This window comes from Nocardia albiluteola (assembly GCF_018860155.1).
GTDB classification, from domain to species: domain Bacteria; phylum Actinomycetota; class Actinomycetes; order Mycobacteriales; family Mycobacteriaceae; genus Nocardia; species Nocardia albiluteola.
Genome location: NZ_JAHKNI010000020.1, coordinates 68232 through 93111 on the forward strand (window position 1 = coordinate 68232; position 24880 = coordinate 93111).

Sequence of the window (24880 nt, forward strand, 5' to 3'; positions counted from 1 at the left end):
GATCGTTCACATGGCCATTGCCACATCATGTAAGGAGTTCCCGGTGACCACACGGATACAGATGGCCCGCAATGAGGTGGCCACCGACGACGACCCGGGCCGCGGGGACGCGGAGCTGAGCGTCAGCGGATTGTGGAAGGTGTTCGGCGCCAAGGCATCCGGCATCCCCGCCGACCCCGCCCTCGCGGGTCTCAGCGTCGCTGATGTGAAACAGCGGACCGGCTGCGCGGTGGCCGTACGCGACGTCGGTTTCACCGTCGCGCGCGGCGAGGTGTTCGTGGTCATGGGCCTGTCCGGCTCGGGCAAGTCCACGCTGGTGCGCTGTCTGAGCCGACTGATCGAGCCGACCGCCGGCACAGTCCGCTTCCAGGGCACCGAGGTCACAGCAGCTGGCGAGAAGGAACTCCGTGACCTGCGCCGCCGCAAAATCTCGATGGTTTTTCAGCACTTCGGTCTGCTTCCCCATCGCCGCGTGCTGGACAACGTCGCCTACGGGCTCGAGGTACGCGGTACCGCGAAGAAGGCCCGCATGCAACGCGCCGCCGAGGTCACCGAGCTCGTCGGCCTGGCAGGTTATGAGAACTCCTACCCGGATCAGCTCTCCGGCGGCATGCAGCAGCGCGTCGGGCTGGCACGTGCGCTGGCGAACGATCCGGAGATGCTGCTGTTCGACGAGCCGTTCTCGGCGCTGGATCCATTGATCCGTCGCGATATGCAGAACGAGGTGATCCGGCTGCACGAGGAAATGGGCAAGACGATGGTCTTCATCACCCACGACCTGTCCGAGGCGCTGAAGCTGGGCGACCGTATCCTGATCATGCGCAATGGCGAGGTCGTCCAGATCGGCACGGGCGATCAGCTGGTCGGCGCCCCGGCCGACGACTACGTGCGCGACTTCGTCCGCGACATACCGCGCTCACACGTGCTGACGCTGAAATGGATCATGCGGGACCGCACACCGGACGATCCGCTCGACGGCCCCGAACTCGGCCCCGATGTGGTGATCCGTCACGCCATCGACGCAGTGCTCAGCGCAAACAGCCCGGTCAAGGTGGTCTCCGGCGGCACCCTACTCGGCATGGTCGGTCCCACGGAGATCCTCTCGGTGGTTGCCGGCGGGGAGGGCGGTGCCTGATGGCCACCATCGCTGTTGCCGCGCCCATGCCACGCAGCGTCCGCCGGCTCGCCGAGCGCGGGCCCGCTCGATCCGGAGTATCGCTGGCCACGCTGCTGGTTGTGTGGATCGTGCTGTTCACCCAGTTGCGCGGGCGGGCCACGCTGGCTCTTGCCCCGGCGAACACCACCGCGCTGCATCGCTGGTTCAGCGATCTGCAGACGACTGTCGCCGAGCATCGCGACAGCAATCCGCTGTTCGCCTACCTGTTCAATCCCATCCGCTCGGTAGTCGACGCATTCGCCACCGCGATCCAGAAATTGATCGCACTGCCGGTCGACGGACGACCGGTCCCGGTCATCGGCTGGCTCGGCGTCGTGGTGCTACTGGCCTTCGTTGCATGGGTCCTCGGAAACTGGAAGGTCGCCTTGCTCGCTCTGTGCGGCTTCCTCTTCATGGGACTGCAAGGCCTGTGGCAGGAAAGCATGGAGACCCTCGCACTGACCATCGCGGCGGTCACGGTCTCGTTGCTCATCGGAATCCCACTCGGTGTGTGGGCCGGACTGTCGCAACGGTTCCATCGCGCGATCACGCCTGCGCTCGACTTCATGCAGATCATGCCGACGTTCGTCTACCTTGCACCGCTGACGCTGGTGTTCCTCATCGGACCGGCGGCCGCCGTGATCGCCACGGTGATCTATGCGGCGCCTCCGGTCATCCGGCTCACCGCACACGGGATCCGGGCGGTGCCCGCAAACACCCGTGAGGCGGTGGAGTCGTTGGGCGCCGACCGTTTTCAGGTACTGCGCGGGACACTGCTCCCGATGGCCAAGCGCACCATCGTCCTGGGCATCAACCAGACCATCATGTGCGCATTGGCGATGGTGACCATCGCGGCGCTCATCGCGGCACCCGGCCTGGGCCAGGTGGTGATCCAGGCGTTGTCCACCCAGGATGTCGGGACCGCATTCAACGCCGGATTGGCAATCGTCGTCATGGCGATCATCCTGGATCGCACGACCACCGCGACCAGCGTCAGGGTGGAGACCCAGCGGCGAAATTCTGCTCGAGCCAACCAGTTTCGCCGACCAGCGATCGTCGCCGGCGGCGTCGCCACTGCAGTCGCGATCTGGCTCTCGTACACCTACCAACTGGCGGCGATCTTCCCGTCGTCACTGACCGTCGGGTCCTGGCGCATCGGACTCGATGCCGGCACGCACATCAAGCACGTCGCGAACTCGGTAACAAAATGGGTCCAGTCGAACCTGGCGACGGCGACCACCGACATCAAGGACGTCGTCACCACTTACGCGCTCAACCCCTTGCAGGCACTGCTGGACAGCTCGCCGTGGTGGCTGACCGCAATCGCCATCGTGACGATCGCCGCGGTTGTCGGCGGCCGTGTCTCGGCCCTCGTCACCGCGGTATGCCTGGGCCTGATCATCGGGACCGGACTCTGGCAGGACAGCATGGACACCCTGGCAGCGGTGCTGGTCGCAACCGTCGTGGTCGTGGCGCTGGGCGTGGTGTTCGGCGTCTGGATGGGCCGCAACAGCGGTGTGGACCGGATAGTCCGCCCCTTCCTCGATGCCGCGCAGACGATGCCGTCGTTCGTGTGCCTGGTCCCCTTCCTGGCGCTGTTCTCCGCATCTCGGTTCACCGGCATCCTCGCCGCGATCCTCTACGCGGCACCGGTGGCGATCAAGATCATGGCAGACGGCATCCGGGCCGTGCCACCGGAAACCGTCGAGGCCGCCCGCTCGGCCGGATCCAGTTCGTGGCAGATCATCAGCAAGGTCCAGTTGCCGATGACCACGCGCACCTTGGCGCTGGCGACCAACCAGGGCTTGATCTACGTGCTGTCAATGGTCGTCGTCGCCGGACTGGTCGGCGGCGGGGCCCTCGGCTACGACGTCGTGGCTGGGTTCTCGCAGACCAGCCTATACGGCAAGGGCTTGGCAGCCGGGTTGGCCATCGTGCTGCTCGGGACCCTACTCGATCGAACGACCGCAGCTGCCGCTGCTCGGATAGAACAGGTGAAGAAATGAGAAAAACGATCGTCGCGGCGTCTGCCGCCCTGGCGCTGCTGCTATCGGGCTGCGGTTCGACAACCCTGTCGAAGGTGGAACACCGTGGTCAGTCCAGCGGCACGAGCCGGCCGTGCGGCACCCTCAATCTGGCGGTCAACGCCTGGGTCGGCTATGAGGCGGACGCGGCCGTGGTCTCGTATCTGGCACGCAACAAGCTCGGCTGCGCGGTCAGCGAGAAGCAGATCGACGAGCAGGTCTCCTGGCAGGGCCTGCCGACGGGGCAAGTCGACGCCATCCTGGAGAACTGGGGGCACGACGACCTGAGGAAGCAGTACATCCAGACCATGCACGTCGCCCAGAGCGCCGGATCCACCGGAAACAAGGGGCAGATCGGCTGGTACGTGCCACCGTGGATGGCCCAGCAGTACCCCGACATCACCGACTGGCACAACCTGAACAAGTACGCCGATCTGTTCCGCACCACCGAATCCGACGGTAAGGGGCAACTGCTGGACGGCTCGCCGTCCTACGTGACCAACGACGCGGCCCTGATAGAGAATCTGCACCTGAATTACAAGGTCGTCCAGGGCGGCAGTGAAACTGCGTTGATCACCAGCCTGGGTCAGGCACAGCAACAGAGAACTCCCATGCTGGCGTACTTTTACTCGCCGCAGTGGTTCCTCAACCAAGTGCCACTGGTGAAGGTGAACCTGCCGCAGTACACACCCGGCTGCGACGTCGACCCAGCCAAGATCGCCTGTGATTACCCGGACTATGACCTGGACAAGATCGTCTCTAACTCGTTCGCTCAATCCGGCAGTCCCGCTTACACATTGGTCAAGAACTTCCACTGGACCAATGCGGACCAGAACGAGGTCGCCAGGTCGATCGCGGTCGACCGGATGAGTGACGACGATGCCGCGAAGAAGTTCATCGACGGTCATCCGGACCTCGTCGCCCAATGGCTGGCCGGCACGGGCGCCGCATCGTAGCCCGGCGGGACAGGAACGCCCGGTGGGCTCCTCCAACGGTCACTGCCAATCGGCTCTTCCTGTCCCGCAATAGTTTTTCACCACGCACCACTGCCCGATCCAGGAGGGAAACATGGCTTCGAGCCACTACGACTTCATCATTGTGGGAGGTGGATCCGCCGGTTGCGCACTGGCTAACCGGCTCTCGGCAGATCAGGGCAATCGCGTGCTGGTCCTGGAAGCAGGACGCAACGATTCGCTGTGGGATGTTTTCGTGCACATGCCAGCAGCGCTGCCGTTCCCGATCGGAAGCCGGTTCTACGACTGGAAATACGAGTCCGAGCCCGAACCCCATATGAACGGCCGACGCATCTACCATGCACGCGGCAAGCTACTCGGCGGGTCCAGCAGCATCAACGGAATGATCTTCCAGCGCGGAAATCCCCTGGACTACGAGCGATGGGGCGCCGACCCGGGTATGGGCTCCTGGGATTTCGCACACTGCCTGCCCTACTTCAACCGGATGGAGAACTGCCTGGCGGCTACGCCGGACGATCCGTACCGTGGTCACAGCGGCCCCCTCGAGCTCGAGCGCGGCCCGGCTGCGAACCCGTTGTTCGGAGCCTTCTTCGACGCCGCCGAGCAGGCGGGATATCCACGCACCGACGACGTGAACGGCTATCGCCAGGAAGGCTTCGCGAAGTTCGATCGCAACATTCGTAACGGCCGACGGCTCTCGGCAGCCCGCGCCTACCTGCATCCGGTGTTGCATCGGCCGAATCTCGACGTGCTCACCCGCGCATTCGTCGAGCGAGTAATCTTCGACGGCAAGCGGGCGGTCGGTGTCGAATACCGGCACCGGGGCCATCGGACCAAGCGGATCTACGCCGAGCAGATCATCCTGTGTGGCGGTGCAATCAATACCCCACAGTTGCTACAACTTTCGGGCGTCGGAAATGCCACCGAGCTCGAGGCTCTGGGTATCCCTGCCGTACACGACCTGCCCGGTGTGGGTGAGAACCTGCAGGACCACCTCGAGGTCTATATCCAGTACGCCTGCAGGCAGCCGGTTTCCATGCAGAAATACCTGAAGTGGCGCTACCGGCCGTGGATCGGCGCACAGTGGCTGTTCCTACGCCGCGGCCCGGGTGCGACCAACCACTTCGAAGGCGGCGGGTTCGTGCGCAGCAACGACGACGTCGCCTACCCGAACCTGATGTTCCACTTCCTGCCGATCGCCGTCCGCTACGACGGCTCGTCCCCGGAAGGCGGCGACGGATACCAGGTACACGTCGGGCCGATGTACTCCGACGCCCGCGGGAGCGTGAAGATCACCAGCCGCGATCCCCGGGCGCATCCGGCCCTGCGGTTCAACTACCTGTCCACCGATCAGGATCGGCGTGAATGGGTGGAATCGATACGGGTGGCGCGAAAAATCCTGAATCAGCCCGCACTCGCACCGTTCAACGGTGGAGAGGTCTCGCCCGGACCCGGTGTCGAGACCGATCAGGAAATCCTGGACTGGGTAGCGCGTGATGCCGAGACCGCGCTGCACCCGTCCTGCACCGCGAAGATGGGTACCGACGCGCTCTCGGTCACCGACCCGCAGACCATGGGCGTACACGGCCTCGAGGGACTGAAGGTCGTCGACGCCTCGGTGATGCCCTACGTGACCAACGGGAACATCTACGCGCCGGTGATGATGGTCGCGGAGAAAGCCGCCGACCTCATTCTCGGCAACGAACCACTCGCCCCCGCGACCGTGCAGTTCTACCGGCACCTGCCCGCGGAAATGAAGTGAGCCATTCCATGGTGGGCGGAACGAGATGAGGGGTTCCGTCCACTATGGACCGGGGTCTGATCCGGCGAGCCATCAACTCGTACTCCACCGGGGGCGGCGGTAGAATCGCGTCACTTCTCCCGATCTGGACACATACAGGGACTCGATGGCTTCACTCTCGGCAGATATGCCGAACACCATGCCGGCGGACATCACCAGCTTCGTGGGCCGCAGACAGGATATCGCCGCGGTCCGGCAACTGATCCGTGTCACACGATTGGTGACGCTGACCGGCATCGGTGGCGTGGGCAAGACACGGCTGGCGCTGCGCGTAGCTCGCGGAGTACAACACACCTTCCCCGAAGGAGTCTGTTTCGTCGAGCTGGCATCACTGAAGGACCCGGCCCTGCTCGCTCACACCGTGATCGACGCCCTCGGGATCGAGGAACAGTCGGCGCGCAAGCCGATGACCGTTCTGTGCGATTACCTGAGCCAACGACGCATGCTGGTGGTACTCGACAACTGCGAACACCTGGTGGAAGCCGCTGCAAACCTGGCCGATGGGATGCTGCGGGCCGCGTCTGGCGTCCGCATTCTGGCGACCAGCCGACAGCCGCTCAGGATTTCCGGCGAGCGCATCTACCCGGTCGCACCCCTGCCTGCGCCCGACCCGGATGACCCCGTCGAGTTAGGCACGGGTATACAGTTTCCCGCGGCTGCTCTGTTTGCCGACCGTGCGGCGGCGGTCATCCCGGAATTCACCCTCACAGAGGATAATTCGGCGGCGGTCGTTCGCCTCTGCCACCGGCTGGAAGGAATCCCTCTCGCCATCGAGCTCGCCTCGGTGAAATTGCGGGCGCTCACCGTCGACGAACTCGTGAATCGTCTGGACGACCGATTCCAATTTCTCCAGGAAGGAAGCCGTGACCTGCCACAGCGGCAGCAGACCCTGACAGCGCTCATCGACTGGAGTCACGACCTGTGCACCCCGGCCGAACAAGCGCTGTGGGCCCGCGCCTCCGTCTTCGCCGGTGGATTCGGCATCGACGCGCTCGAGGCGGTGTGCACCGACGACACACTGCCGGAACGCGACATTGTCGACACCGTCGCCGGACTGGTCGACAAGTCGCTCTTCATCCGCGAGGAGCAGGGACAACGTATCCGCTTCCGCATGCTGGAAACCGTCCGCACCTACGGCCAGGCCCGGCTCACCGCATCGGGCGACGAATCGTCCCTGCGCCGTCGACACCGCGACTGGTACCTGAACCTCATGGAGACAGCAGGCGAACAATGGGTCGGACCGCGGCAGCGTGAGTGGGCGAGCCTGCTTCGGGCGGAGCACGCGAACCTGCGTCGGGCGCTGGAGTATTGCCTGTCCCAACCCGGTGAGGCCCGCGTCGGACTCCGCATGGCTGCCGTGTTCTGGTTCTGGTTTGCCATGGGATACATGATCGAGGGCAGGTTGTGGCTGGATCGAGCACTGATGCTGGATACCGAGCCGAGCCGCGAGCGGGCTTGGGCGCTTGCCACCGACGCCTACATCGCTGTCTTTCAGGGCGACGAGGCAGCCGCGACGGCACTGTCCGAACAGGCCTACGACCTCGCCGTCCGGCTCGACGATCCCGCCGTAATGGCCTATGCCAAGCACATGCTGGGGGTGCGCCTATTCCTGCACACCGATCTGTCCGGCGCGATCCCGCTGTTCGTCGAGGCGCGCGAGCTATACACCCACACCGACGTTGCCGCGCAATACCAGGACAACCTGCAACTGGACTTCGCGACGGCCTGCATTCTTCTCGGCCAGCTCGACAGGGCTGCCGAGCTGGTCGATGGGTTGCTCGAGCGCTGCACAGCAGCCGGAGAGCATTGGGAGCTGTCATGGGCCCTGTGGCAGCGCGGCTGGCTCGAGCTGATCCACGGTGAGCTCGACCGAGCAGAAGCAGACTTGTGCGAGGCACTACGGATCTGCCGGTTCTTTCACGACACCCTGGGCATCGCCTTCCAGCTCGACGCACTCGCCTGCACCACGATGGCCACGGGCGATGCGGAGCGAGCCGCCACTCTGTTCGGCGGGACCGAGACGGTGTGGCGCACCCTCGGCTTTCCGCTGATCGGCTCGATCCACTTGCTGGCGTATCGCGATCGGTTCAAGGATATGGCGCGGCGAAAGATCGGAAATGCCGAGTTCGACGCAGCATTCGAGCGCGGCAGCGCGTTGACAACCGAAGAAACGCTTGCGCTCGCCCTGCGAGAGCACACCAAACCGGTGCCCGAAACTCTGCGTCCGGCGGCGTCCTTGCTCACGCGGCGCCAGCGCGAAGTCGCCGACATGGTGGCCGCGGGACTGTCGAACAAGGAAATCGCGAAGAGGCTGTTCATCTCGCAGAGGACGGCAGAGCATCACGTCGAAAGCATCCTCACCAAGCTCGATTTCAATACACGAACCCAGATCGCCGGCTGGGTCATGGAACAACCCGCCGACCCTCGATGAGCTTGCGTTTGGGCCCGCACCAATCCCGGTGGCGGCAAGAATCCCGTCCTGCGGATCGGGTTATCCGGTAATGCGGTGGTCGTAGGCGATCGCGCGACGGGCTTGCTGATCGGCGCGCTGCTGCGGTGTCACCGTGGGGAATCCGGTGGGCAGCTTGGAGGACAGGTCGCTCAGCTTTACGATCGCCACGGCACGTACGGCCTGGCTCGGCGAGGACGTCTGCCCGGGGATGGACTGTTGCCATCGCAAGGAGACCATGCCTGCGGTGTGCCCGTCGGGGTCGAGCCAGTTGGCGATGCCCGGGTCGTTCTTACTGATCACGTAGGTGTAGGTGCCGTCGGGGTTGGGGGTGGCCTGGGTGGTGTTGAGGCTGCTGGTTTTGGTGCGGTATTCGTAGGCCACCCCCCAGGGATCGGTGAGTTGGATGCCCATCGACTTGAACCCGGTCGGGTCGAGAGTGATCACCATCGCCTGGTCGTCGGCCAGCCCGAAAGATCCGTAGCTGGCCTCCCCGCGACCGCCGGGGCGTCCCCAGGCGGGGACCAGGGTGTTGGTGGGGTGGGCGTAGACGTAGGTGTTGAAGTACTTCAGCCAGAACGGGGCGGTGGTCGACAGGGTCTGGGCGGCCTGGTGGGCAAGGTCGTCGGTCGAGGGGGCCGACGGTGCCGTCTTCCCCGATACCCGCTTGATTTCCAGGTCGACGGGGTTCTCGGTGCCCCAGTCGTTGAGCAGGTCGCGCACAGCCAGCCAGGAGGGTTTGTCCTTCTGGATCAGCAGGTGGTTGGGGGTGCCGGGTTGGCCGTCGGCGCTGACCGTGATCGTGAAGCTGCCGTCCGGCGCGAAAGTTATCTTGTCGTCGCTGAGTGAGTCGATCTGGGTGCCGGCTTCGGAGTTGAAAACGGTAGTGCCCGGGATGGCATCGCGCATTTCGAAATTGAGTTGCGTCGGGCCCGGGTTGTGGCGGACACCGTGGATCTCGTATGTCGAATGCGGATCGAAAGCCGCGTCTCGATATACGTTGTCAGGATTCTCGATGCCGTAGCCCGAGTCCGGCATGGACAAACCGTGGTAGTCGTGCGCGGCGGTGGTGGCCCACACCGGAACCGGATTGCTGGTCCGGGACCAGGTGATGGCCTCCAGCACCGCGGCGGCACCGATCGAGTTGGCGGCCCGGTCGATGGTCGCCTTTCCGGTGGGCGTCGAGCCGAGCGGATCGGCGGCGTAGAGCTGTTCGACCTTCTCGATCGCGGCCTGCATGGTCGGCGTCGCCAGCACCTGGCGCGCACGGGCCTCGACCGCCGTCTGCGCGCCGGTCGCCAAGGCACTCGGGTTCCCGGGTCCGCCCGGATTGGCGCCGCCGGTTACGGTGACGTCGTTGCCGCAACCGGCGACCAGCGAGCCAACCGCCAGTGCGATGATCGCGGTCCTGCGGACCGCACTCCGGCTTCCCATTCGCTGTCGGCTGGCCATTTTCTTCATCACACGATGTCCTTTCCGGTCGAACAGGCCGGCGGCGTCAAGGTCGATGCCTTCGGCGGTGGCCCCGACGCGACGGTGAGTGGTGTTCGCTCGCCAGCAACGCCGGTAACGCGACAAGAATCATGCCATGACAGCTAGATGTCTAGATGTCTACCGCATCACTCTCACTCAGCGGGACTGCTCAGCCGTTTCCGGGTAGCACATGCCTCGATGGCCTGCCCCGCCGGACAGGAGGGTGCATCCGTAAGATGCGGCTGTGTCGAGAGGACGAGGCGGTGCGCCAGTGTACGTGGCGATGGCGCGCGCTCTGCAAGCACGGATCGATTCCGGAGAGCTGCAACCGGGTGTCCGCTTGCCGAGCGAGTCGGAACTGGCCGCGGAGTTCGCCGTCAACCGGCTCACCGTACGCCAGGCCGTGGCCGAGTTGGACCGGGCAGGTTCGATCGTGATTCGCCGCGGTGTCGGCACGTTCGTCCGGGAGCCCACCGTGCGAACCACGATCGGCGTGAATGCCGAGACCCAGCAGTCGATGGTCGGGCAGCGCCCGATGGCGTTGCCGGTGTCGGGATGGTCCGGTGCGGACGAGCAGGTGCTCGCGCGCGTCGAAGGTGCCGACTCGATGCTCGATCGTCACGCAGGCGACCACCTGCGCCGTGCCGCCTCCGAACTCGTCCGGATCGACAGCCTCGCCTCGATAGAGGGCCGGACCTGGTCGGTCAACAGTTACTGGCTGCCGAAATCGCTTGTCTCAGCGGACTTCCGGCCGCCACAGACGCGGGGCAACGTCGTGGTATCGGTGGCCGAGATGCTGGGTTTCGAATTGTGGGCCGATTGGCGCGAGTTCAGCGCGGTCGGCGCCGATCTCTATGACGCGGAACACCTCGGCGTGCCCACCGGAAGCCCGCTGCTCGTGCGCGAAGGCGTATCGAGCGGCCCGGACGGGACGCCGGTTCTCTACACCCGTCGACGCATCAAGGGTGACAGCGCGAGCTTCGTTCTGAATTTCCCTCGACCCAGCAGCGGTCGCCCCGGGGACGACGCCCGGCCGTGAGCCGGCGGCGCCCCGCTGTGCCTCACTGAGTGGAAAGCCGATTGACGCACCGCCGGAGTACCGAAAGACTGACATCTAGATGTCTAGATGACTAGCCGAGCGGTGTTCGACCGGTGCCGAGGTCCCGCCGTTCGGGAACAACGGCACCGCAACGGCTCGGCCGAGTCTGTCGGTGAAAGTGAATGTGAACTATGAATGGTGCGCTGTCCCCGCTTTTCCGCCCCCTGGACATACGGGCACTGCGAGTGCCGAATCGGATCGTGATGGCGCCCATGACGCGGGCGTACTCACCCAACGGGGTGCCCGGTGCGAATGTCGCCGACTACTACCGGCGCCGCGCCGAAGGAGGCACCGGATTGATCGTCACCGAAGGGGTAGCGATCGGCCATCGGACTGCGGTGGACTCGCCCTCGGTTCCCCGATTACACGGTCGAGACGCCCTCGACGGGTGGCAGCGAGTGGTGGACGCGGTGCACAAGGCGGGCGGGAAGATCGTCCCCCAGTTGTGGCACGTCGGTCCGTTGTGGGGTGCGATGGGACCGGTCGATCCAGGGTTGACACCGATGCGGCCGTCGGGGGTGTGGGGCGCGGTGGGAACGACGTCGTACCCGGACGACTATGTCCGCCGCGCACTCGAGCCCACCACACCCATGACCGAAGCCGACATCGCCGAGGTGATCGAGGCATATGCCACGGCAGCGGCGAACGCTCGCGCCCTGGGATTCGACGGCGTGGCCATCCACGGCGGTCACGGCTACCTGCTCGACTCGTTCCTGTGGCAGTCGACCAATACCCGCGATGACGCCTGGGGTGGAGACCTCGCCCGCCGGACCGCATTCCCCGCCGCGGTGGTCGCCGCGATCCGCGAGCAGGTCGGCCCCGACCTGCCCATCGTGTTCCGGTTCTCCCAGCACAAACAGCAGGACTACACCGCCCGCATCGCCGAGGACCCGGCCGAGCTCGCCATCATCCTGCGGACACTGGTCGACGCCGGTGCCGATGTGCTGGATGCGAGTTCGCGTCGGTTCGACCTCCCCGCATTCGGCCGGAGCGATCTGTCGCTCGCGGGGTGGGCCAAGAAACTGACCGGCGCCACCACTATGGCCGTGGGCAGCGTAGGACTCGGAAAGTCGTTGCGCGAGAGCCGAATCGACGGCAAAGCCAGCAGCCGCGACAACATTCCGGAACTGGAGCGGCGCATGGCCGCCGGGGAATTCGATCTCATCGCGATCGGCCGGCTTCACCTGGCAGACCCTCGACTGGCCAGCACCCTCCGGCAGCGCGCCGAGCTGCCCTCCTACAACCGGGCCGTCCACGAAGCCGACCTCAGCTGAAGCGGTCTACCCACTGTTTCCGCATTCGCAGACACGCGACGCCGACCTGGCGGCGGCCGCAATCGTCCACCGCCGCAAAGGAAGTCACAGCCCGGCGACGACAGGTCGTGTGGGCACCGACCGAGGGAGTGATATATCGATGACCGAAATCGAGGAAACCACCAACGAAGTACGCGAGATCGACGCCGGTGCGGCGCCGACCAGGTTCGCGCGGGGCTGGCACTGCCTCGGCCTGGTGGCCGAATACAGTGACGGGCAACCACATTCGGTGCAAGCCTTCGGCACCAAACTGGTTGTCTTCGCCGACAGTGCCGGGAAGGTGAACGTCCTGGACGCCTACTGCCGGCACATGGGCGGAGATCTGTCCCGCGGCATCGTCAAAGGCGATGAGGTGGCCTGCCCGTTCCACGACTGGCGGTGGGCGGGCACCGGCCGCTGCACACGGATTCCCTACGCGCGGCGGGTGCCGCCGCTGGCGCGAACGCGCGCGTGGCACACGATGCAGCAGAACGGGATGTTGTTCGTCTGGCACGATCCCGAAGGCAACCCGCCGATTTCCGAGCAGGCGATCCCCCACATCGAGGGACCGGGTACGCCCGAATGGACCGACTGGGCATGGTACGAGCAGGTCGTGGACACCAACTGCCGTGAGGTCATCGACAACATGGTCGACATGGCGCACTTCTTCTACATCCACTACGGGTTCCCGACCTACTTCAAGAACATTTTCGAAGGCCACACCGCGGTACAGCTGCAGAAGGGTGTCGGCCGCGACGATCTGCGGCCGCAGGAGCAGGCGATCGACGCGCCGCGCCGGTTGGGTAATACGTCGGTGGCGACCTATCACGGGCCGTCATTCATGATCGACGACCTGCTTTACCACTACGAGCACGGCGACGCCAAGACCGTTCTGATCAACTGCCATTATCCGGTCGACGCGAACCGGTTCGTGCTCCAGTACGGGATCAGCATGCAGAAGCCCGATGGTATGGACGACGACCCACAGGCCGCGGCGACGCTGGCGCAGAAGATGGTCGACACAGTGCGGCTCGGCTTCGAACAGGACATCGAGATCTGGCGGTATAAGACCCGCATCGACAACCCGCTGTTGTGCGAGGAGGACGGGCCCGTGTACCAGCTGCGCCGCTGGTATCAGCAGTTCTATGTGGACGTCGCCGACATCACCCCGGAGATGGTGCAACGATTCGAATTCGAACTCGATACCAGCCGACCCAACGAGATCTGGCGCCGGGAAGTGGCCGACAACCTCGCGCGTAAGGCCGCTCAGCAGGTGATGTCGTGACTATCCGAGCAGACGATCGGCTCGCCGACGCGCCGATGAACCCGATACGCTGCCGGGCCTGCGATGCGGTCGTGCACGTCCGCAAAAGCAGCTGGCAGCAAACCAGCATCCAGTGGAGCGAAGCTTCCCGGATCGCGTGTCTGGCCCGTGAATCGACCACACCCGACTCGGCGACGTGCACACGGCTGAAGGCCTGCATCGACGCGGCCGCCCTTTCCGGCACGCTGCCGGTTCTGGACACCGAATCCGCCGACGGACACCGCACACGCTGATCGGTATCTCAACCCACCTCCCGATGGGCCGGGCGACCGTGGCGACGGCCGCCCGGCCCATCGTTCGTACCGCGCCGCGGAACGAATGCCCTGGCAGGGTTCGGCGTGCAGTTACGGGGTGCGGGTGTGAACCCATCGGGCGATCTCGGTGCGGCTGGTGAATCCCAGCTTCACCAGGATGTGTTCGATGTGGGTCTCGACCGTCCGCTGGGAAATGACCAGTTCGCTGGCGATGCGCTTATTGCTGTCGCCCCTGGCCACCAACTCGGCAACCTCGCTCTGCCTGCGAGTCAGCGCGGTGGAATCGCCGCGAGGTCTGCGAGATGCCCGATCCGAGATCGTTCCCGGCCTTGCCGTCCTCGGTGCAGGCGGCGACATCGAGGACCCGTCCAGGGCATACGCGATCGCGTCGTCGAGTCCCATCGCCGCACCGGCACCGAGCGCGCCGTCGAACGCCGCCGATCCCAGGGCCTCGCGGACCTGCTCGCGGTTGCGGCTCGCGATCGGCCCGGTCAACAGGTCGACAAGTCGGATTGTGCTGCGCTCCAACGATTCCGCGGCGCCGATCAGTGTCGCGGAGCGCGTGTAGTCGTCGCGGGCCGCGGCTGTCCACGCCATACCCTCGAACGCCGAGGCAAGCCACACGCAGCGGCCGAAACTGGCGAACAGGCGGATCGCGGTGGCGAAATTTTCGTCGGCGGCGTCGGAATCCCCGTGCCGCCAACGGTCGAGCCCGGCAAGGTTCCAGGCAAGGCCTCCCAGCATGTGAGGCCCGTGCCGGCTGGTGAGCACCGTCAGCTCGGTCACCCACGTCGAGGCGTCAGGATGGTCGGTGACCAGCGCGGACACGAACCTCAACGCCAGGGCTTCCATTGCCAGGGTCGGCTTCCCCTGCTGTTCGGCGTGCTCGACCGCTACCACGCACAGCTCGACAGCCCGGGACACTTCGCCGTCGAGCGCCGCGACCAGCGCCCGGCACAGCCAGATCTCCGGATCCAGTTCAGCGGTCCCCAACTCCCCGCACAGCTGCGCGGCCGCCTCGGTCAGGTGGGCGGCATCGTCGCGTTCGGACAGCAGCGCCGCCAGTGAGGCTGCCTCCGCCAGGCCCCGCGCTCGCAGAATCGTCGGTTCGGGATTGGCGGCCAGCGCGTCGACAACCCAGCGCAATCCCTCGGAAACGAACCGGTAGTGCTGCCAGAATGGACGCAGATCCGTCGCGATCTCCAGCGCGGTCACAGGGTCGTGGATCAGTCCATCCTGAAGTGCGGCACGGATATTGGCGTGTTCGCCGGCTACACTTGTCAACCACTCCCAATCGGCGGACGTGCCGTACGCGTGGACTCCGCGCCGCGCGAGATCAGCGAAATATCCTCGGTGCGCTGCCACAACCCGCTCGGCGCGTCCGCTCGCAGCCAGCTCCCGGCGGCCGAATTGCCGTACCGGCTCGAGCATCGAATACCGGGCGTTCGAGTCCATCGTCCGCATCGTCAGTATCGATTTGTTCACCAGTCCAGCCAGAAGCTCGGCCGTTGGCACCGCATCGTCACCGGGATCGGTGACTGCTTCCGCGGCCCTGACATCGCACCCACCCGAAAACGCCGACAGCGCCTGCCACAGCCGCTGCTCGCCGACCGAGCACAGGTCATAGCTCCACCGGATCGCATTGTCCAGCGTCTTCTGCCGCCAGGTCGCCGTGCGCGGACCGGCGGTGAGCAGACCGAGGACATTATCGAGCCTGGTCAGAATCTGTTGCGGGGTGAACACGGTCGTCCGCAACGCGACCAGCTCCAGCGCCAATGGAATCCCGTCAACGCGCCGACAGATCGCCTCGAACACCTGTCGGTCTGCCGCGTCCGGAGCAAATGCCGCGTTAGCGGCTCCAGCGCGGTCCAACAGCAGTTGCAGCGCCTCATTGTCGCCGCCGTCACCTGCCCCGAGTTCGAGCGGAGGTACCGCCATCACCTGCTCACCCGGAACGCCCAAGATCTCGCGGCTGGTCGCCAGCACCTTAACCCCCGGCGTGGCCGTCACGATCGAAGCGACCAACTCCGCGGCAGCATCGATCAGGTGCTCACAGTTGTCCAAGATCAGCAACAGGTTCTTGTCGGCCAGAAGGGCGAGCAGCCGATCGGTAGGAGAGGCGGCGTCGTCGCGCAGCCCTAACGCCTGCCCAACACGAAGTGGAACGAGGAGCGGGTCCCGGATATCGGCGAGTTCGACCCACCACACACCATCGGAGAAGACCCGTCCGACCCGCGCCCCGACCTCCCGGGACAACCGAGACTTCCCTACGCCGCCGGGCCCGGCCAGTGTCACTTGCCGACTAGAACCCAGCAAGCTTCTCGCATGCTCGATCAATGTGGCCCGCCCCACCAGACGAGTGGATTCGAACGGCAGATTTCCACGCATGTTCCGGCCCACCGTCGCATGGTGCCACACCCGCTCCCTGCCGATCTGGCCACGACCTGCGGGCTCAGCATCGACACAGCGCGCCGCCGGGTCAGGTAGCTCACCGAGTCATGAAGCTCAACGGCCAGCTGCTGGACGACGACGGCTATCGACGCGCAGCGGTGCCCATCGCACCGCGGCGGTCGGCCATCGACGGCGCGCCCGGCCAGCGGATCAATTGCCGCTGGCCGCGTCGATGAGGGTGGGCCAGAGCCACCCGGGATCGGTTGGGGTGCCGCGCAGCTGCGGCAGTAGCTGGGCCGCGTTCTCGGAGACCGGTGCGGTAAGGATGCCGACGGTGGCGTCGACGAGGTTTGCCGAGAACAGTCGCGCGCGGGTGCGATCGGCCGGATCGTCGCGCGGCGCGGCGTGTTCGAAACCCGCCAGCGCCTGGACCGCGAGCACCATGCTCAGCGATAACCGGGTACGCACGATCTGCTGCGAAATCCGATCGAGTCGGGTTGCGAGCGTGGACAAGACGTACTGAATGCTGCTGGTCACCCCGGGATCGGCCTGTGTCAGCGCATACACCCACGGCGGAGTGGACACCTGGGCGAGAAAGCGCAGGTAGTGACCGGCCGGAGGCTGCGCCAGTTCGGCGAGCGGCAGGATCAGAGCCTCCGCAAGCTCGGGCACGCTCAGCTTACGGGTGTCGTAGCCGAGGTCGCCGAGCAACTCCCACCGGCGCTGATTCACCGCCCCGGTGTGTTGCTCGAAGATCTCGCGGACCAACTGTTCCTTGCTGCCGTAGTGGTATTGGGCGGCGGATTTGTTGCGCTGTCCGGCGGCGGCGGTGAGCTCCCGCATCGAGACCGCGTCGATGCCGCGTTCGGCGAACATGCGCAACGCGGTGGCGGACAGCAACTGCCTGGTGGAAAGACCTTCGGGCACACCGACAGCCTAGTGAGCGGTCTCGGCCGTGCCGACGAGCCCGGCCGGGACCGCATCGGTCACTTGGCGGCGGGAGCCGCGGGGGTGAAGGGCTCGTTGACGGTGGTGAAGTACTGGATCAGTGAGGCGACCGCAATCGGCGCGGTGATCAGCAGCGCTCCGGCGAAGGCTCCGACGCCCGCCCCGATGGCGATGCCCGCCAGGCATCCGGCGAGCGGGCCCGCACCGAACAACGCGGCGAGGATGCCGGTGACGACGGTGCCGACCACTGCCCCGCCGACGCAGCCGATCACCCCGCCGATAGCGGTGCCCACCGCTGCGCCGCCCGCGGCGGCCGCGCCGATCTGCAGGGATGCGCGCTGGAAGGCGGCCTGCTCACGGTCGTAGCGGCTGCGCCAGGGCGCCTCGTTCTGGTAGGGCAGGGCGACCGGGGCGAGGGTGGCGGTGCGGCCGTCGATGGTCGCTTGGATCGGGTATTCGACCCCGTTGAATTGGAAGCTGAGCGGAATGCCCGCCAGCACTTGGCCATTGGCGGCCTTGATCTCGAAAACGCCGTTCTCGGTGACCAGGCTGCCCGCGTCGGTGGTGATGGTCGCGGCGGTGTCGGTGGCGGTGACGGCGTAGTTCACGCCGGTCTGGGGCGTCGCCGCCGGGCGGTCCGGCTCGGCGGTGGCGGTTGCCGCGGTGGCGGTCAGGGTCGCGGTCGCCAGGGCGGCGGCGACCAGGGTCGTCATCCTCATCGAAATTTCTCCCTCGAATTCCATCAGCACGGTCGATCGCGGAGGGCTGGATTTCCGGCAATTCGCGAGCCGGTGATGTGTGCGATGTTTGACATGTGGAACATGTCACAGCGGACCGCTTTATCTATTACCGGAGTCCCGCTGAATGGGACGCATCCAGCCGCGATCAGCGTGCCCGTCCGCCGTCAATATCGAGTTCCGGGGTGCGAGGTCGCTGATTGACACGAGAACCTTTAAGGCATACGACTTAAAGCGACCGCCTTAAGATTTGCCGACCGCCGAGGAGATTCGTGTGAGTGTTATTCGAAGGATCAACCGGGTCGGCACGCGGATAACGTGCTGCGTGGCGAGCCTTGCGGCGGTAGCGCTGACCGCGTGTTCAACCCCGGCCGATACCACCGGACCCGCCGATATCGGCACCACCATCCGCAACGCGTACGACTACGCGTTTCCGCTGTACTTCCTTTCGCAGTATCGGTGGAACGCTCTCCATACGACCGGTGGCCGCACCAGCACCACGCTGAACCGATATGCGCACTCACGCGCCGTCGCGACCCCGGACGACACATGGGCGAATGCGCCGATCGTCGATGCGCTGTACTCGACGGCATGGATCGATCTGGCGCGCGGGCCCGTCTTCGTGAACACCCCGGATACCGGCAGCCGCTACTACGTGCTGACCCTGATCGACTTCTATTCGAATACCTTCTTCTATGCCGGTCAACGCACCACCGGCACGGCGGCGCAGAAGTATCTGCTGGTCGGCCCGGACTGGAAAGGCGATGCGCCCCAGGATGTCTCGGTCGTCCACGCCCCGACCGACGACGTCTACGTCAATCTGCGCGTGCAGACCACCGGTCCGGCCGATCAGGCTGCCGTCGATGCCGTCCAGGACGGGTTCACCATCGACCCGGCCGGGACGCCGGGTCCCGAATCGGCGGCCCGCGTCAAGCCGGTCCAAGGCGATCCGAAGAACTATCTGGCCGTGGTGAATCAGATGCTCGCCCTGGACCCACCGCCCGCCCGTGACCGATCCTTGCTCGAGAAGTACCGCCAGGTCGGCATCTGTGGTACGGACTGCTCATGGGACAAGCTCCCGCAGTCGATTCGGGACGCGTGGACCAGGCTCTATCCCCGGCTCGGCGACTACATGAAGCAGTACGCGAGCGCCACCGCCGCGGCCAAGGGCTGGATCGACTACAACCCGCCGGGATCGCTCTTGGGCACCACCGACCAGCACAACTACGCCCGGCGCGCCTTGGCGCTCGGCAGCGGCACCGGCATGCTCGGCCTGCGCCGGGAGGAAGCCGACTACTGGATCACCTTCACCGACGCCACCGGTAAGCCCATGCTCGGCAGCGGTGAGTACGTCCTGCATCTGCCGCCAGGGGGCATCCCGGCCAAGGCATTCTGGTCGGTCAGCCTGTACGAGGTCGAGGACGGCGGCCAGTTCCTGACCCCCAACCCGATCGACCGCTACGAAATCGCCAGTAACACAACGGATCTCGTCACAAATCCGGACGGCAGCATCGACATCCGGATTCAGTCGTCGGCGCCGACCGGCGACCACAGGCCGAACTGGCTTCCCAGTCCAGCCGACGGTCGCCAGTTCATCCTGTTCGCCCGCTCCTATATCCCCGGCGACCGAGTGCTTTCCGGCGCTTTCACCATGCCGCCGGTCTCCGCAGCGGGATAGCTTCGCTCCGCCGGGTCCCATCATTGTCCGTCGGTGCGGATGGCCTTGGGCATGGGATAGGTGCCGTCGAGTAGTCCCGGGGTGGGTCCGTAGAATCGCGCGGCGAGCTGGAAATGGTCATTGGCCGGTGTCGGCAGCCAATTGCGGCGCTGCTCGGGATCGGCGGGCGGGTCGGTGCAGGCCGCCGATGAGTACGTGGCCTCCCTCACCGAACAAGCCTACCTGGAATCGATCGGCGGCAAGACCGCAGCGTTGCGGTCGTTGGACTGCCGGATGGGCGCGATGCAGGCCGGCTGGGTCAGTACAGACCGAGCCCGTTCCATCGTCCACCCCTTGTCGGACATCGCCGCGTTCTATCCCAGGGTGCGGTTTTCGCTGCTGAGCAGCCACGCCTGCTTTTCGAGTTGGTTGATGACGGCATGCAGCAGGTCCGCCGTGGACGGATCTTCGGCATCGGTGTCGTCGTGCACGCCGCGCAGCGTCACGACCGCGGCGCGAATCTGTGCGGTGACCAGGTCGACGATCACGGCGGTGTCGTGCTCACCGGCCGGGAGTTCCGGCAGGAGGTTGGTGCATGCGACCGTCTTGGCTCGGCCGTCCGGCACGGCGTCGAGGGCACGCATGCGTTCGGCGATGGTGTCACTGGATTCGCGTGCGGCGTCGACGATTTCGTCGAGCTGCAGGTGCAGGTCGCGGAAGTTGTGGCCGACGACGTTCCAATGCGCCTGTTTGCCGTTGAGGTGCAGTGCGGTGAGGTCGACGAGGACCTGCTGCAGATTGCCCGCCAGTCGTGACGACGCGCGCAAAGCGACTGCCGATTCGATGTAAGTGGTCATGATGTTGCTCCTGATTGTGTCGGGGTGATGGACTATTCGGGCCAGGGATTGGTTTCGATGACCTCGATGGGCCCGCCCGCGTCGGCGGCGGATCATCGGTCGTCGGGATTGAGGGCGCGGAAGGCGACACCGGCGGCGGCGCCGGCGATGAGTTGAGCCGCGAGATACACCCACAGCGTCGGCCAGGCGAACATCCCCATCACAGCCGCGCCGAGCGTGACCGCCGGATTGAACGCTCCGCCGGAGATCGCGCTGACCGCGAATGCCCCCGCCATGACAGTGGATCCGATCGCCAGCCCGTAGAACGAGTTGTCCGGATGGCTTTTGCTGGTGGCGACGTTGAGCACCACATAGCAGAGCGCGAAGGTGAACAGCAGCTCGACCACGAACGCGGCCCCGACGGTGTGGTGGTTGAGGGTCAGGAGTGTCGGGGCTGCGGGCTGTGCGGGATCCACGACAGCACGCACGACCACCGCGGCCAGTAGTCCGGCAACCAGCTGTGCGATCCAGTATCGGACGGCATCGCGCGGGGTGATCCGATGCCGCAGCAGCACCGCCAGCGTTACCGCAGGGTTGTAGTGCCCACCGGATACGTGCCCGCCGGCGTAGATCATCACCATCAGCACCGCGCCGATCGCCAGTGGTGCGAGCGGGCTGCCGCTGCGGACGCTGGTTCCGACCGTGACGACCAGGAAGAATGTCCCGATCAGCTCGACGGCGAACTTCGCAGCGGTCCGGCGGGCAGCTGTCGCCTCGTGGGGTTCAGCGGTGCGGGCAGAGGTGGCCTCTTCTAATGTGACCATGTCGCGACTCCTCGGATTGCCTTCTGGGACTTCCAGAATCGCTGTCACCCGAGCTCATGTCGTCGGTGCTGACATCCATTGTTTCTCCCCGCCAGCACCACTGTGTGTATGGCGGTTAGCTGCAATCGGCCCGGGTTATGCTCGACATCTATCGGCCACCCACGTCCGGCGCACTCGAGGAGGGCGAGAGTTCAGTGACAACTCCGTTGCGGGTGCTGCTGGCCGAGGACGATGTACTGCTCCGGGAGGGTTTGGCGAGCCTGCTCACCCGTTCGGGTTTCGACGTCGTAGCGCAGGCCGGTGACGCCTCGCAATTGCTGGAGCTGGTCCGGGACCATCTGCCCGAACTGGTGGTGGTCGACATTCGAATGCCGCCGACCCACACCACCGAGGGGCTCGACGCGGCCCGTGCGATCCGCGACGAGTTCCCCGAAATAGGCATTCTCGTGCTGTCAGCCCACTCCGACGTCGAGCATGCGATGGAGTTGCTGGCCAGCGGCCGGGGAATCGGCTACCTCCTCAAAAGCCGGATCACCGACGTGGAGGAATTCATCGACACGCTTCAGCGAATCGCCAAGGGGGCATCGGTCGTCGACCCGGTGCTGGTGACGGAATTGGTGGCTGCCCGCCGGCGCAACGATCCGCTCACAGCGCTCAGTGCGCGCGAGCACGAGGTGCTGGCTTTGATGGCGGAGGGGCGTTCCAACGCCGGTATCGCCCGGCAGCTGTGGGTCACCGAGGGCACCGTCGAGAAGCACGTGCGCAGTATTCTGATCAAACTGAATCTGCCCGAGACCCAAGACGATCACCGCCGGGTGCTGGCGGTGATCACCTTCCTCGAGTCGCGCTGATCCGCTCCGTGCCTCCGCCCCGGAGCAGGTCACGGATGGCGTGAGACGACAATTCCGATTTGGGCAGGAAGCCCACGGCCGGGCTCTCCGCGATCATGTCGGCGAAGTCCTGCTGGGCGTGGGTGGAGATCAGAATCACCGGCACGCTCCGACCGAGCCGCCTAGCGAGTTCGAAGCCGTTCTCCGCACCGAGATCGATGTCGGCCAGCACGACGTCGGGCGCCAGTTCCTCGACGCGCCGCAGCGCCTCGGCGCCGCTGAACGCGACGCCGACAACCGAGATCCCCTGCCGTTCCAGCAGGTTGCGAGCGGCCTCGAGGAAATGCCGGCTGTCGTCGACAATCAGGCAGCGCAGCAGCGTAACCTGCGACATCATGACCGCAGTGTGCCTGAGTTTGCGATAGGTGTGCATTACCGCTACCCGGAAATCTCCGCGCCATAGTGCGGTCTTGCGGCGCCCGAGCAGGGCGGAGCACAACTGCTGCACGGCTACGATTGAGATCGAATGTCGAGGACCTCGTCCGAGTTCATCGGCGATCGGTGTGAGCGCTGTGTCATGAAGTGGAAACGGTCTGGGGTGCGTGGCTGGCCAGCAGCCACGCCGGGTGCGATGTCCACACGCCGCCGCACCGATACGGACTTCTTCTCTATACGTGCACGGTTGCTTGCGATGTCGATGCGCCCGGCGGCCCCACCGCTGCTGCTCGGAGTCACGGTGGCTGCACTGTGCATTGCGGCGGAGTCGGTTCTCGTCCTCTGGCTCAAACAGATCGCCCCGGGCGATGCTTTCGGTGTCGTCTATCTGCTGGGTGTGCTGGTGGTCTCGACGGTGTGGGGACTCGGGCTGGCGGTGGCGACCTCGGTCGCCAGTGCCGTCGCCTTCGACTATTTCCGTAACTGGCCCGCAGGCTTCGTCCCGACCGCGGCGCGGAACGCCGTCGTCATCGTGGTCTTCCTCTGCGTGGCACTACTGGCCAATACCCTTGCAGCACTGGCCCGATCGCATGCCGCCGAGGCGAATCGTCGTCGCAGGGCAACCGATCTCGTTGCCGAGCAGCAAGCCGCACTGCGGCGGGTTGCCACCCTGGTCGCGCGCGGCGCGACATCGTCGGAGGTGTTCTCTGCGGTAGCGGAGGAGTCGGCCAGGTGTCTGGGCGTGGTCAACGCGTCCCTGGTCCGCTACGAACCCGATGGTTCGGGCAGGTTCGTCGCCGCACGCGACGAACCCGGATTGCCCAAGATGCCGGTCGGCGAGCGGTTCACGCTCGAGGGCGAGAACATTGTGGCGATGGTGCTGCGCACCGGAGGCACCGCGCGGATGGACAGTCACGACCATGCGACCGGATCGGCCGCCGCCCGCATCCGTGAGCTGGGTCAGCGCTCAGGGGTCGGGGCGCCGATCGTCGTCGACGGCCACCTGTGGGGCGCTATCGTCGCGGGATCGTCGCGCCGCGAACCGCTGCCGGCCGACACCGAGGAACGCCTCGCCGAATTCGCGGACCTGGTCGCGACCGCGATCGCGAACACCGAGGCCCGCGCCGAACTCACCGCATCGCGCGCCCGCATCGTCGCGGCTGCCGATGAGGCACGGCGCAGGATCGAACGTGATCTGCACGACGGCGCGCAACAGCGCCTCGTCTCGCTGGGACTCGAGCTTCGCGCCGTAGAGGCGTCGGTGCCGCCCGAGCTGGCAACGCTCGAAGCGCAACTCTCCGACGTCGTGCAGGGCCTGGTCGGCGTCTCGGACGAACTCCGCGAGATCTCACGCGGGATCCATCCGGCGATCCTGTCGAAAGGAGGACTCGGCCCGGCGCTCAAAGCACTCGCGCGCCGCTGCACCGTTCCGGTCGATCTCGACCTCAACCTCGACCCGCGCCTGCCCGAATCCGCCGAAATAGCCGCGTATTACATTGCGGCAGAGGCACTGACGAACACGGCCAAACACGCGCAGGCCACCGAGGTGACCGTGCGCGCCGTCACCGACGGCAACACGCTCCAACTCTCGATCCGAGACGACGGAATCGGCGGCGCCGACCCAGCCAAGGGATCCGGATTGGTCGGTCTGCGAGACCGCATCGAAGCCCTCGGCGGCCGGATGGGTATCACCAGTCATGCCGGAGCTGGGACGTCGCTGCACGCCATGATCCCGTACGCCGTCGAATGACTCTGGTTATTGAGTGCCGTCACTCCAGCCACGATCCGAGCTGCGGTGACCGCCATGGTTCCAGATGCCGGGTTCGCCGTAAAGGCCGCCGCCCTGAAAGCCGCCACCCTGAAAGCCGGCGCCCTGAGAGCCGCCACCCTGAGAGCCGCCACCGTGAAAGCCGAAGCCGTGACCGGCCGACCCAACAGGAGCGGCCACGGCTGTGGCGATAGCTGCCGGCGGAGCCGAAACAGGAGAGGCTTGGGCCGTCGGCGCGGCGGCGATAGCTATTGCCGCAGCTCCCACCGCCAACACTGGTGTGATGTAGTTTCTGGTTCGCATGGTTACACTCCCTCGATGGGCCCTGTATGGACTCATTCAGAATTGCGCTCCAGCGAACCCATGTCGCCATCGCTGACCCCCATCCGCGCTTCCCACCAGCCGGTATCCCCGCGTACCTGCCAGCAGCAAGCGCCTTGCCGTTCGGCTGATGAGTTGATGCCCGGGGCAAAGCTTTGCCACAGCAAGCCGACGAGTTCGCGGCGGAATTCCTTATGGGTTGAAAGGTTCCCTCGGACGTGATCGAATTGGAGCACGACGGGATGGTTGGTCGTGGCAGACGGCCTGCAGATGGCCGGGTTGTCCGC

21 protein-coding genes are annotated in these 24880 nt (G+C 65.7%); 12 read left to right on the forward strand and 9 right to left on the reverse strand.

Going from position 1 to position 24880, the window contains the following annotated elements; translation table 11 throughout:
• Window positions 1–43: 43 nt before the first annotated feature.
• From KO481_RS37910 to KO481_RS37930, 5 genes are all read left to right on the forward strand, one after another.
• Window positions 44–1135, forward strand: a complete 1092-nt coding sequence (locus tag KO481_RS37910) for a quaternary amine ABC transporter ATP-binding protein (RefSeq protein WP_308166936.1) — start codon at window positions 44–46, stop codon at window positions 1133–1135.
• A complete protein-coding gene (locus KO481_RS37915; RefSeq protein ID WP_215923374.1) occupies window positions 1135–3162 on the forward strand; it encodes an ABC transporter permease subunit in 2028 nt (675 codons plus the stop codon). The genes KO481_RS37910 and KO481_RS37915 overlap by 1 nt, the downstream gene beginning before the upstream one ends.
• Window positions 3159–4136, forward strand: coding sequence for an ABC transporter substrate-binding protein (locus tag KO481_RS37920; protein ID WP_215923375.1), 978 nt, complete (start codon window positions 3159–3161; stop codon window positions 4134–4136). Before KO481_RS37915 ends, KO481_RS37920 begins: the two co-directional genes overlap by 4 nt.
• A gap of 112 nt (window positions 4137–4248) precedes the next feature.
• Window positions 4249–5916: a choline dehydrogenase gene (betA, locus tag KO481_RS37925; RefSeq protein WP_215923376.1), complete on the forward strand. Its 1668-nt coding sequence runs from the start codon at window positions 4249–4251 to the stop codon at window positions 5914–5916.
• Window positions 5917–6061: 145 nt separating this feature from the next.
• Window positions 6062–8386, forward strand: coding sequence for a helix-turn-helix transcriptional regulator (locus KO481_RS37930; protein ID WP_215923377.1), 2325 nt, complete (start codon window positions 6062–6064; stop codon window positions 8384–8386).
• Window positions 8387–8446: 60 nt separating this feature from the next.
• On the opposite strand, the gene KO481_RS37935 is transcribed toward KO481_RS37930, so the two are convergent.
• On the reverse strand, window positions 8447–9838 hold the full coding sequence (locus tag KO481_RS37935; RefSeq protein ID WP_215923378.1) for a DUF1214 domain-containing protein: 1392 nt from the start codon (window positions 9836–9838) through the stop codon (window positions 8447–8449).
• 322 nt (window positions 9839–10160) lie between these two features.
• On the opposite strand from KO481_RS37935, the gene KO481_RS37940 reads away from it, so the two are divergent.
• The 4 genes from KO481_RS37940 to KO481_RS37955 all read left to right on the forward strand — a co-directional run bounded on the left by KO481_RS37940 (window position 10161) and on the right by KO481_RS37955 (window position 13825).
• On the forward strand, window positions 10161–10916 hold the full coding sequence (locus KO481_RS37940; RefSeq protein ID WP_215923379.1) for a GntR family transcriptional regulator: 756 nt from the start codon (window positions 10161–10163) through the stop codon (window positions 10914–10916).
• A 191-nt stretch (window positions 10917–11107) separates the two neighbouring features.
• Window positions 11108–12250 carry an oxidoreductase gene (locus KO481_RS37945; RefSeq protein ID WP_215923380.1) on the forward strand — a complete coding sequence of 381 codons (1143 nt, stop codon included), beginning with the start codon at window positions 11108–11110 and terminating at the stop codon, window positions 12248–12250.
• Between the two features lie 139 nt (window positions 12251–12389).
• Window positions 12390–13553 carry a 3-ketosteroid-9-alpha-monooxygenase, oxygenase component gene (locus KO481_RS37950; RefSeq protein ID WP_215923381.1) on the forward strand — a complete coding sequence of 388 codons (1164 nt, stop codon included), beginning with the start codon at window positions 12390–12392 and terminating at the stop codon, window positions 13551–13553.
• A gap of 35 nt (window positions 13554–13588) precedes the next feature.
• Window positions 13589–13825: a hypothetical protein gene (locus KO481_RS37955; RefSeq protein WP_215923435.1), complete on the forward strand. Its 237-nt coding sequence runs from the start codon at window positions 13589–13591 to the stop codon at window positions 13823–13825.
• Between the two features lie 111 nt (window positions 13826–13936).
• On the opposite strand, the gene KO481_RS37960 is transcribed toward KO481_RS37955, so the two are convergent.
• From KO481_RS37960 to KO481_RS37970, 3 genes are all read right to left on the reverse strand, one after another.
• The gene (locus tag KO481_RS37960) at window positions 13937–16234 is read right to left on the reverse strand and encodes a LuxR C-terminal-related transcriptional regulator (RefSeq protein ID WP_215923382.1); all 2298 of its coding nucleotides are present in this window, start codon (window positions 16232–16234) and stop codon (window positions 13937–13939) included.
• Between the two features lie 213 nt (window positions 16235–16447).
• A complete protein-coding gene (locus KO481_RS37965; protein WP_215923383.1) occupies window positions 16448–17164 on the reverse strand; it encodes a TetR/AcrR family transcriptional regulator in 717 nt (238 codons plus the stop codon).
• A 59-nt stretch (window positions 17165–17223) separates the two neighbouring features.
• Window positions 17224–17904, reverse strand: a complete 681-nt coding sequence (locus KO481_RS37970; protein WP_215923384.1) for a DUF8020 domain-containing protein — start codon at window positions 17902–17904, stop codon at window positions 17224–17226.
• A 292-nt stretch (window positions 17905–18196) separates the two neighbouring features.
• On the opposite strand from KO481_RS37970, the gene KO481_RS37975 reads away from it, so the two are divergent.
• On the forward strand, window positions 18197–19600 hold the full coding sequence (locus KO481_RS37975) for a DUF1254 domain-containing protein (protein WP_215923385.1): 1404 nt from the start codon (window positions 18197–18199) through the stop codon (window positions 19598–19600).
• Window positions 19601–19620: 20 nt separating this feature from the next.
• Here the strand turns inward: KO481_RS37975 and KO481_RS43690 are convergent, their stop codons facing one another.
• The 3 genes from KO481_RS43690 to KO481_RS37990 all read right to left on the reverse strand — a co-directional run bounded on the left by KO481_RS43690 (window position 19621) and on the right by KO481_RS37990 (window position 21239).
• Window positions 19621–19809: a DUF1214 domain-containing protein gene (locus KO481_RS43690; protein ID WP_215923386.1), complete on the reverse strand. Its 189-nt coding sequence runs from the start codon at window positions 19807–19809 to the stop codon at window positions 19621–19623.
• A 144-nt stretch (window positions 19810–19953) separates the two neighbouring features.
• Window positions 19954–20436 (reverse strand): Dps family protein, encoded by a 483-nt coding sequence (locus tag KO481_RS37985; protein WP_215923387.1) that lies wholly within the window; start codon window positions 20434–20436, stop codon window positions 19954–19956.
• A 92-nt stretch (window positions 20437–20528) separates the two neighbouring features.
• Window positions 20529–21239, reverse strand: coding sequence for an MIP/aquaporin family protein (locus KO481_RS37990; protein ID WP_215923388.1), 711 nt, complete (start codon window positions 21237–21239; stop codon window positions 20529–20531).
• A 194-nt stretch (window positions 21240–21433) separates the two neighbouring features.
• Here KO481_RS37990 and KO481_RS37995 point away from each other — a divergent pair, with 194 nt between their 5' ends.
• Window positions 21434–22090, forward strand: coding sequence for a response regulator (locus KO481_RS37995; protein ID WP_308166938.1), 657 nt, complete (start codon window positions 21434–21436; stop codon window positions 22088–22090).
• Here the strand turns inward: KO481_RS37995 and KO481_RS38000 are convergent.
• The gene (locus KO481_RS38000) at window positions 22068–22466 is read right to left on the reverse strand and encodes a response regulator transcription factor (RefSeq protein ID WP_215923390.1); all 399 of its coding nucleotides are present in this window, start codon (window positions 22464–22466) and stop codon (window positions 22068–22070) included. The genes KO481_RS37995 and KO481_RS38000 overlap by 23 nt on opposite strands.
• 234 nt (window positions 22467–22700) lie before the next feature.
• Between KO481_RS38000 and KO481_RS38005 the strand changes: the two genes are divergently transcribed.
• Entirely contained in the window at window positions 22701–24254 is a 1554-nt protein-coding gene (locus KO481_RS38005) for a GAF domain-containing sensor histidine kinase (RefSeq protein WP_245402108.1), read from the forward strand.
• A 353-nt stretch (window positions 24255–24607) separates the two neighbouring features.
• Here the strand turns inward: KO481_RS38005 and KO481_RS38010 are convergent, their stop codons facing one another.
• A complete protein-coding gene (locus KO481_RS38010; RefSeq protein ID WP_215923391.1) occupies window positions 24608–24829 on the reverse strand; it encodes a hypothetical protein in 222 nt (73 codons plus the stop codon).
• Window positions 24830–24880 lie beyond the last annotated feature (51 nt).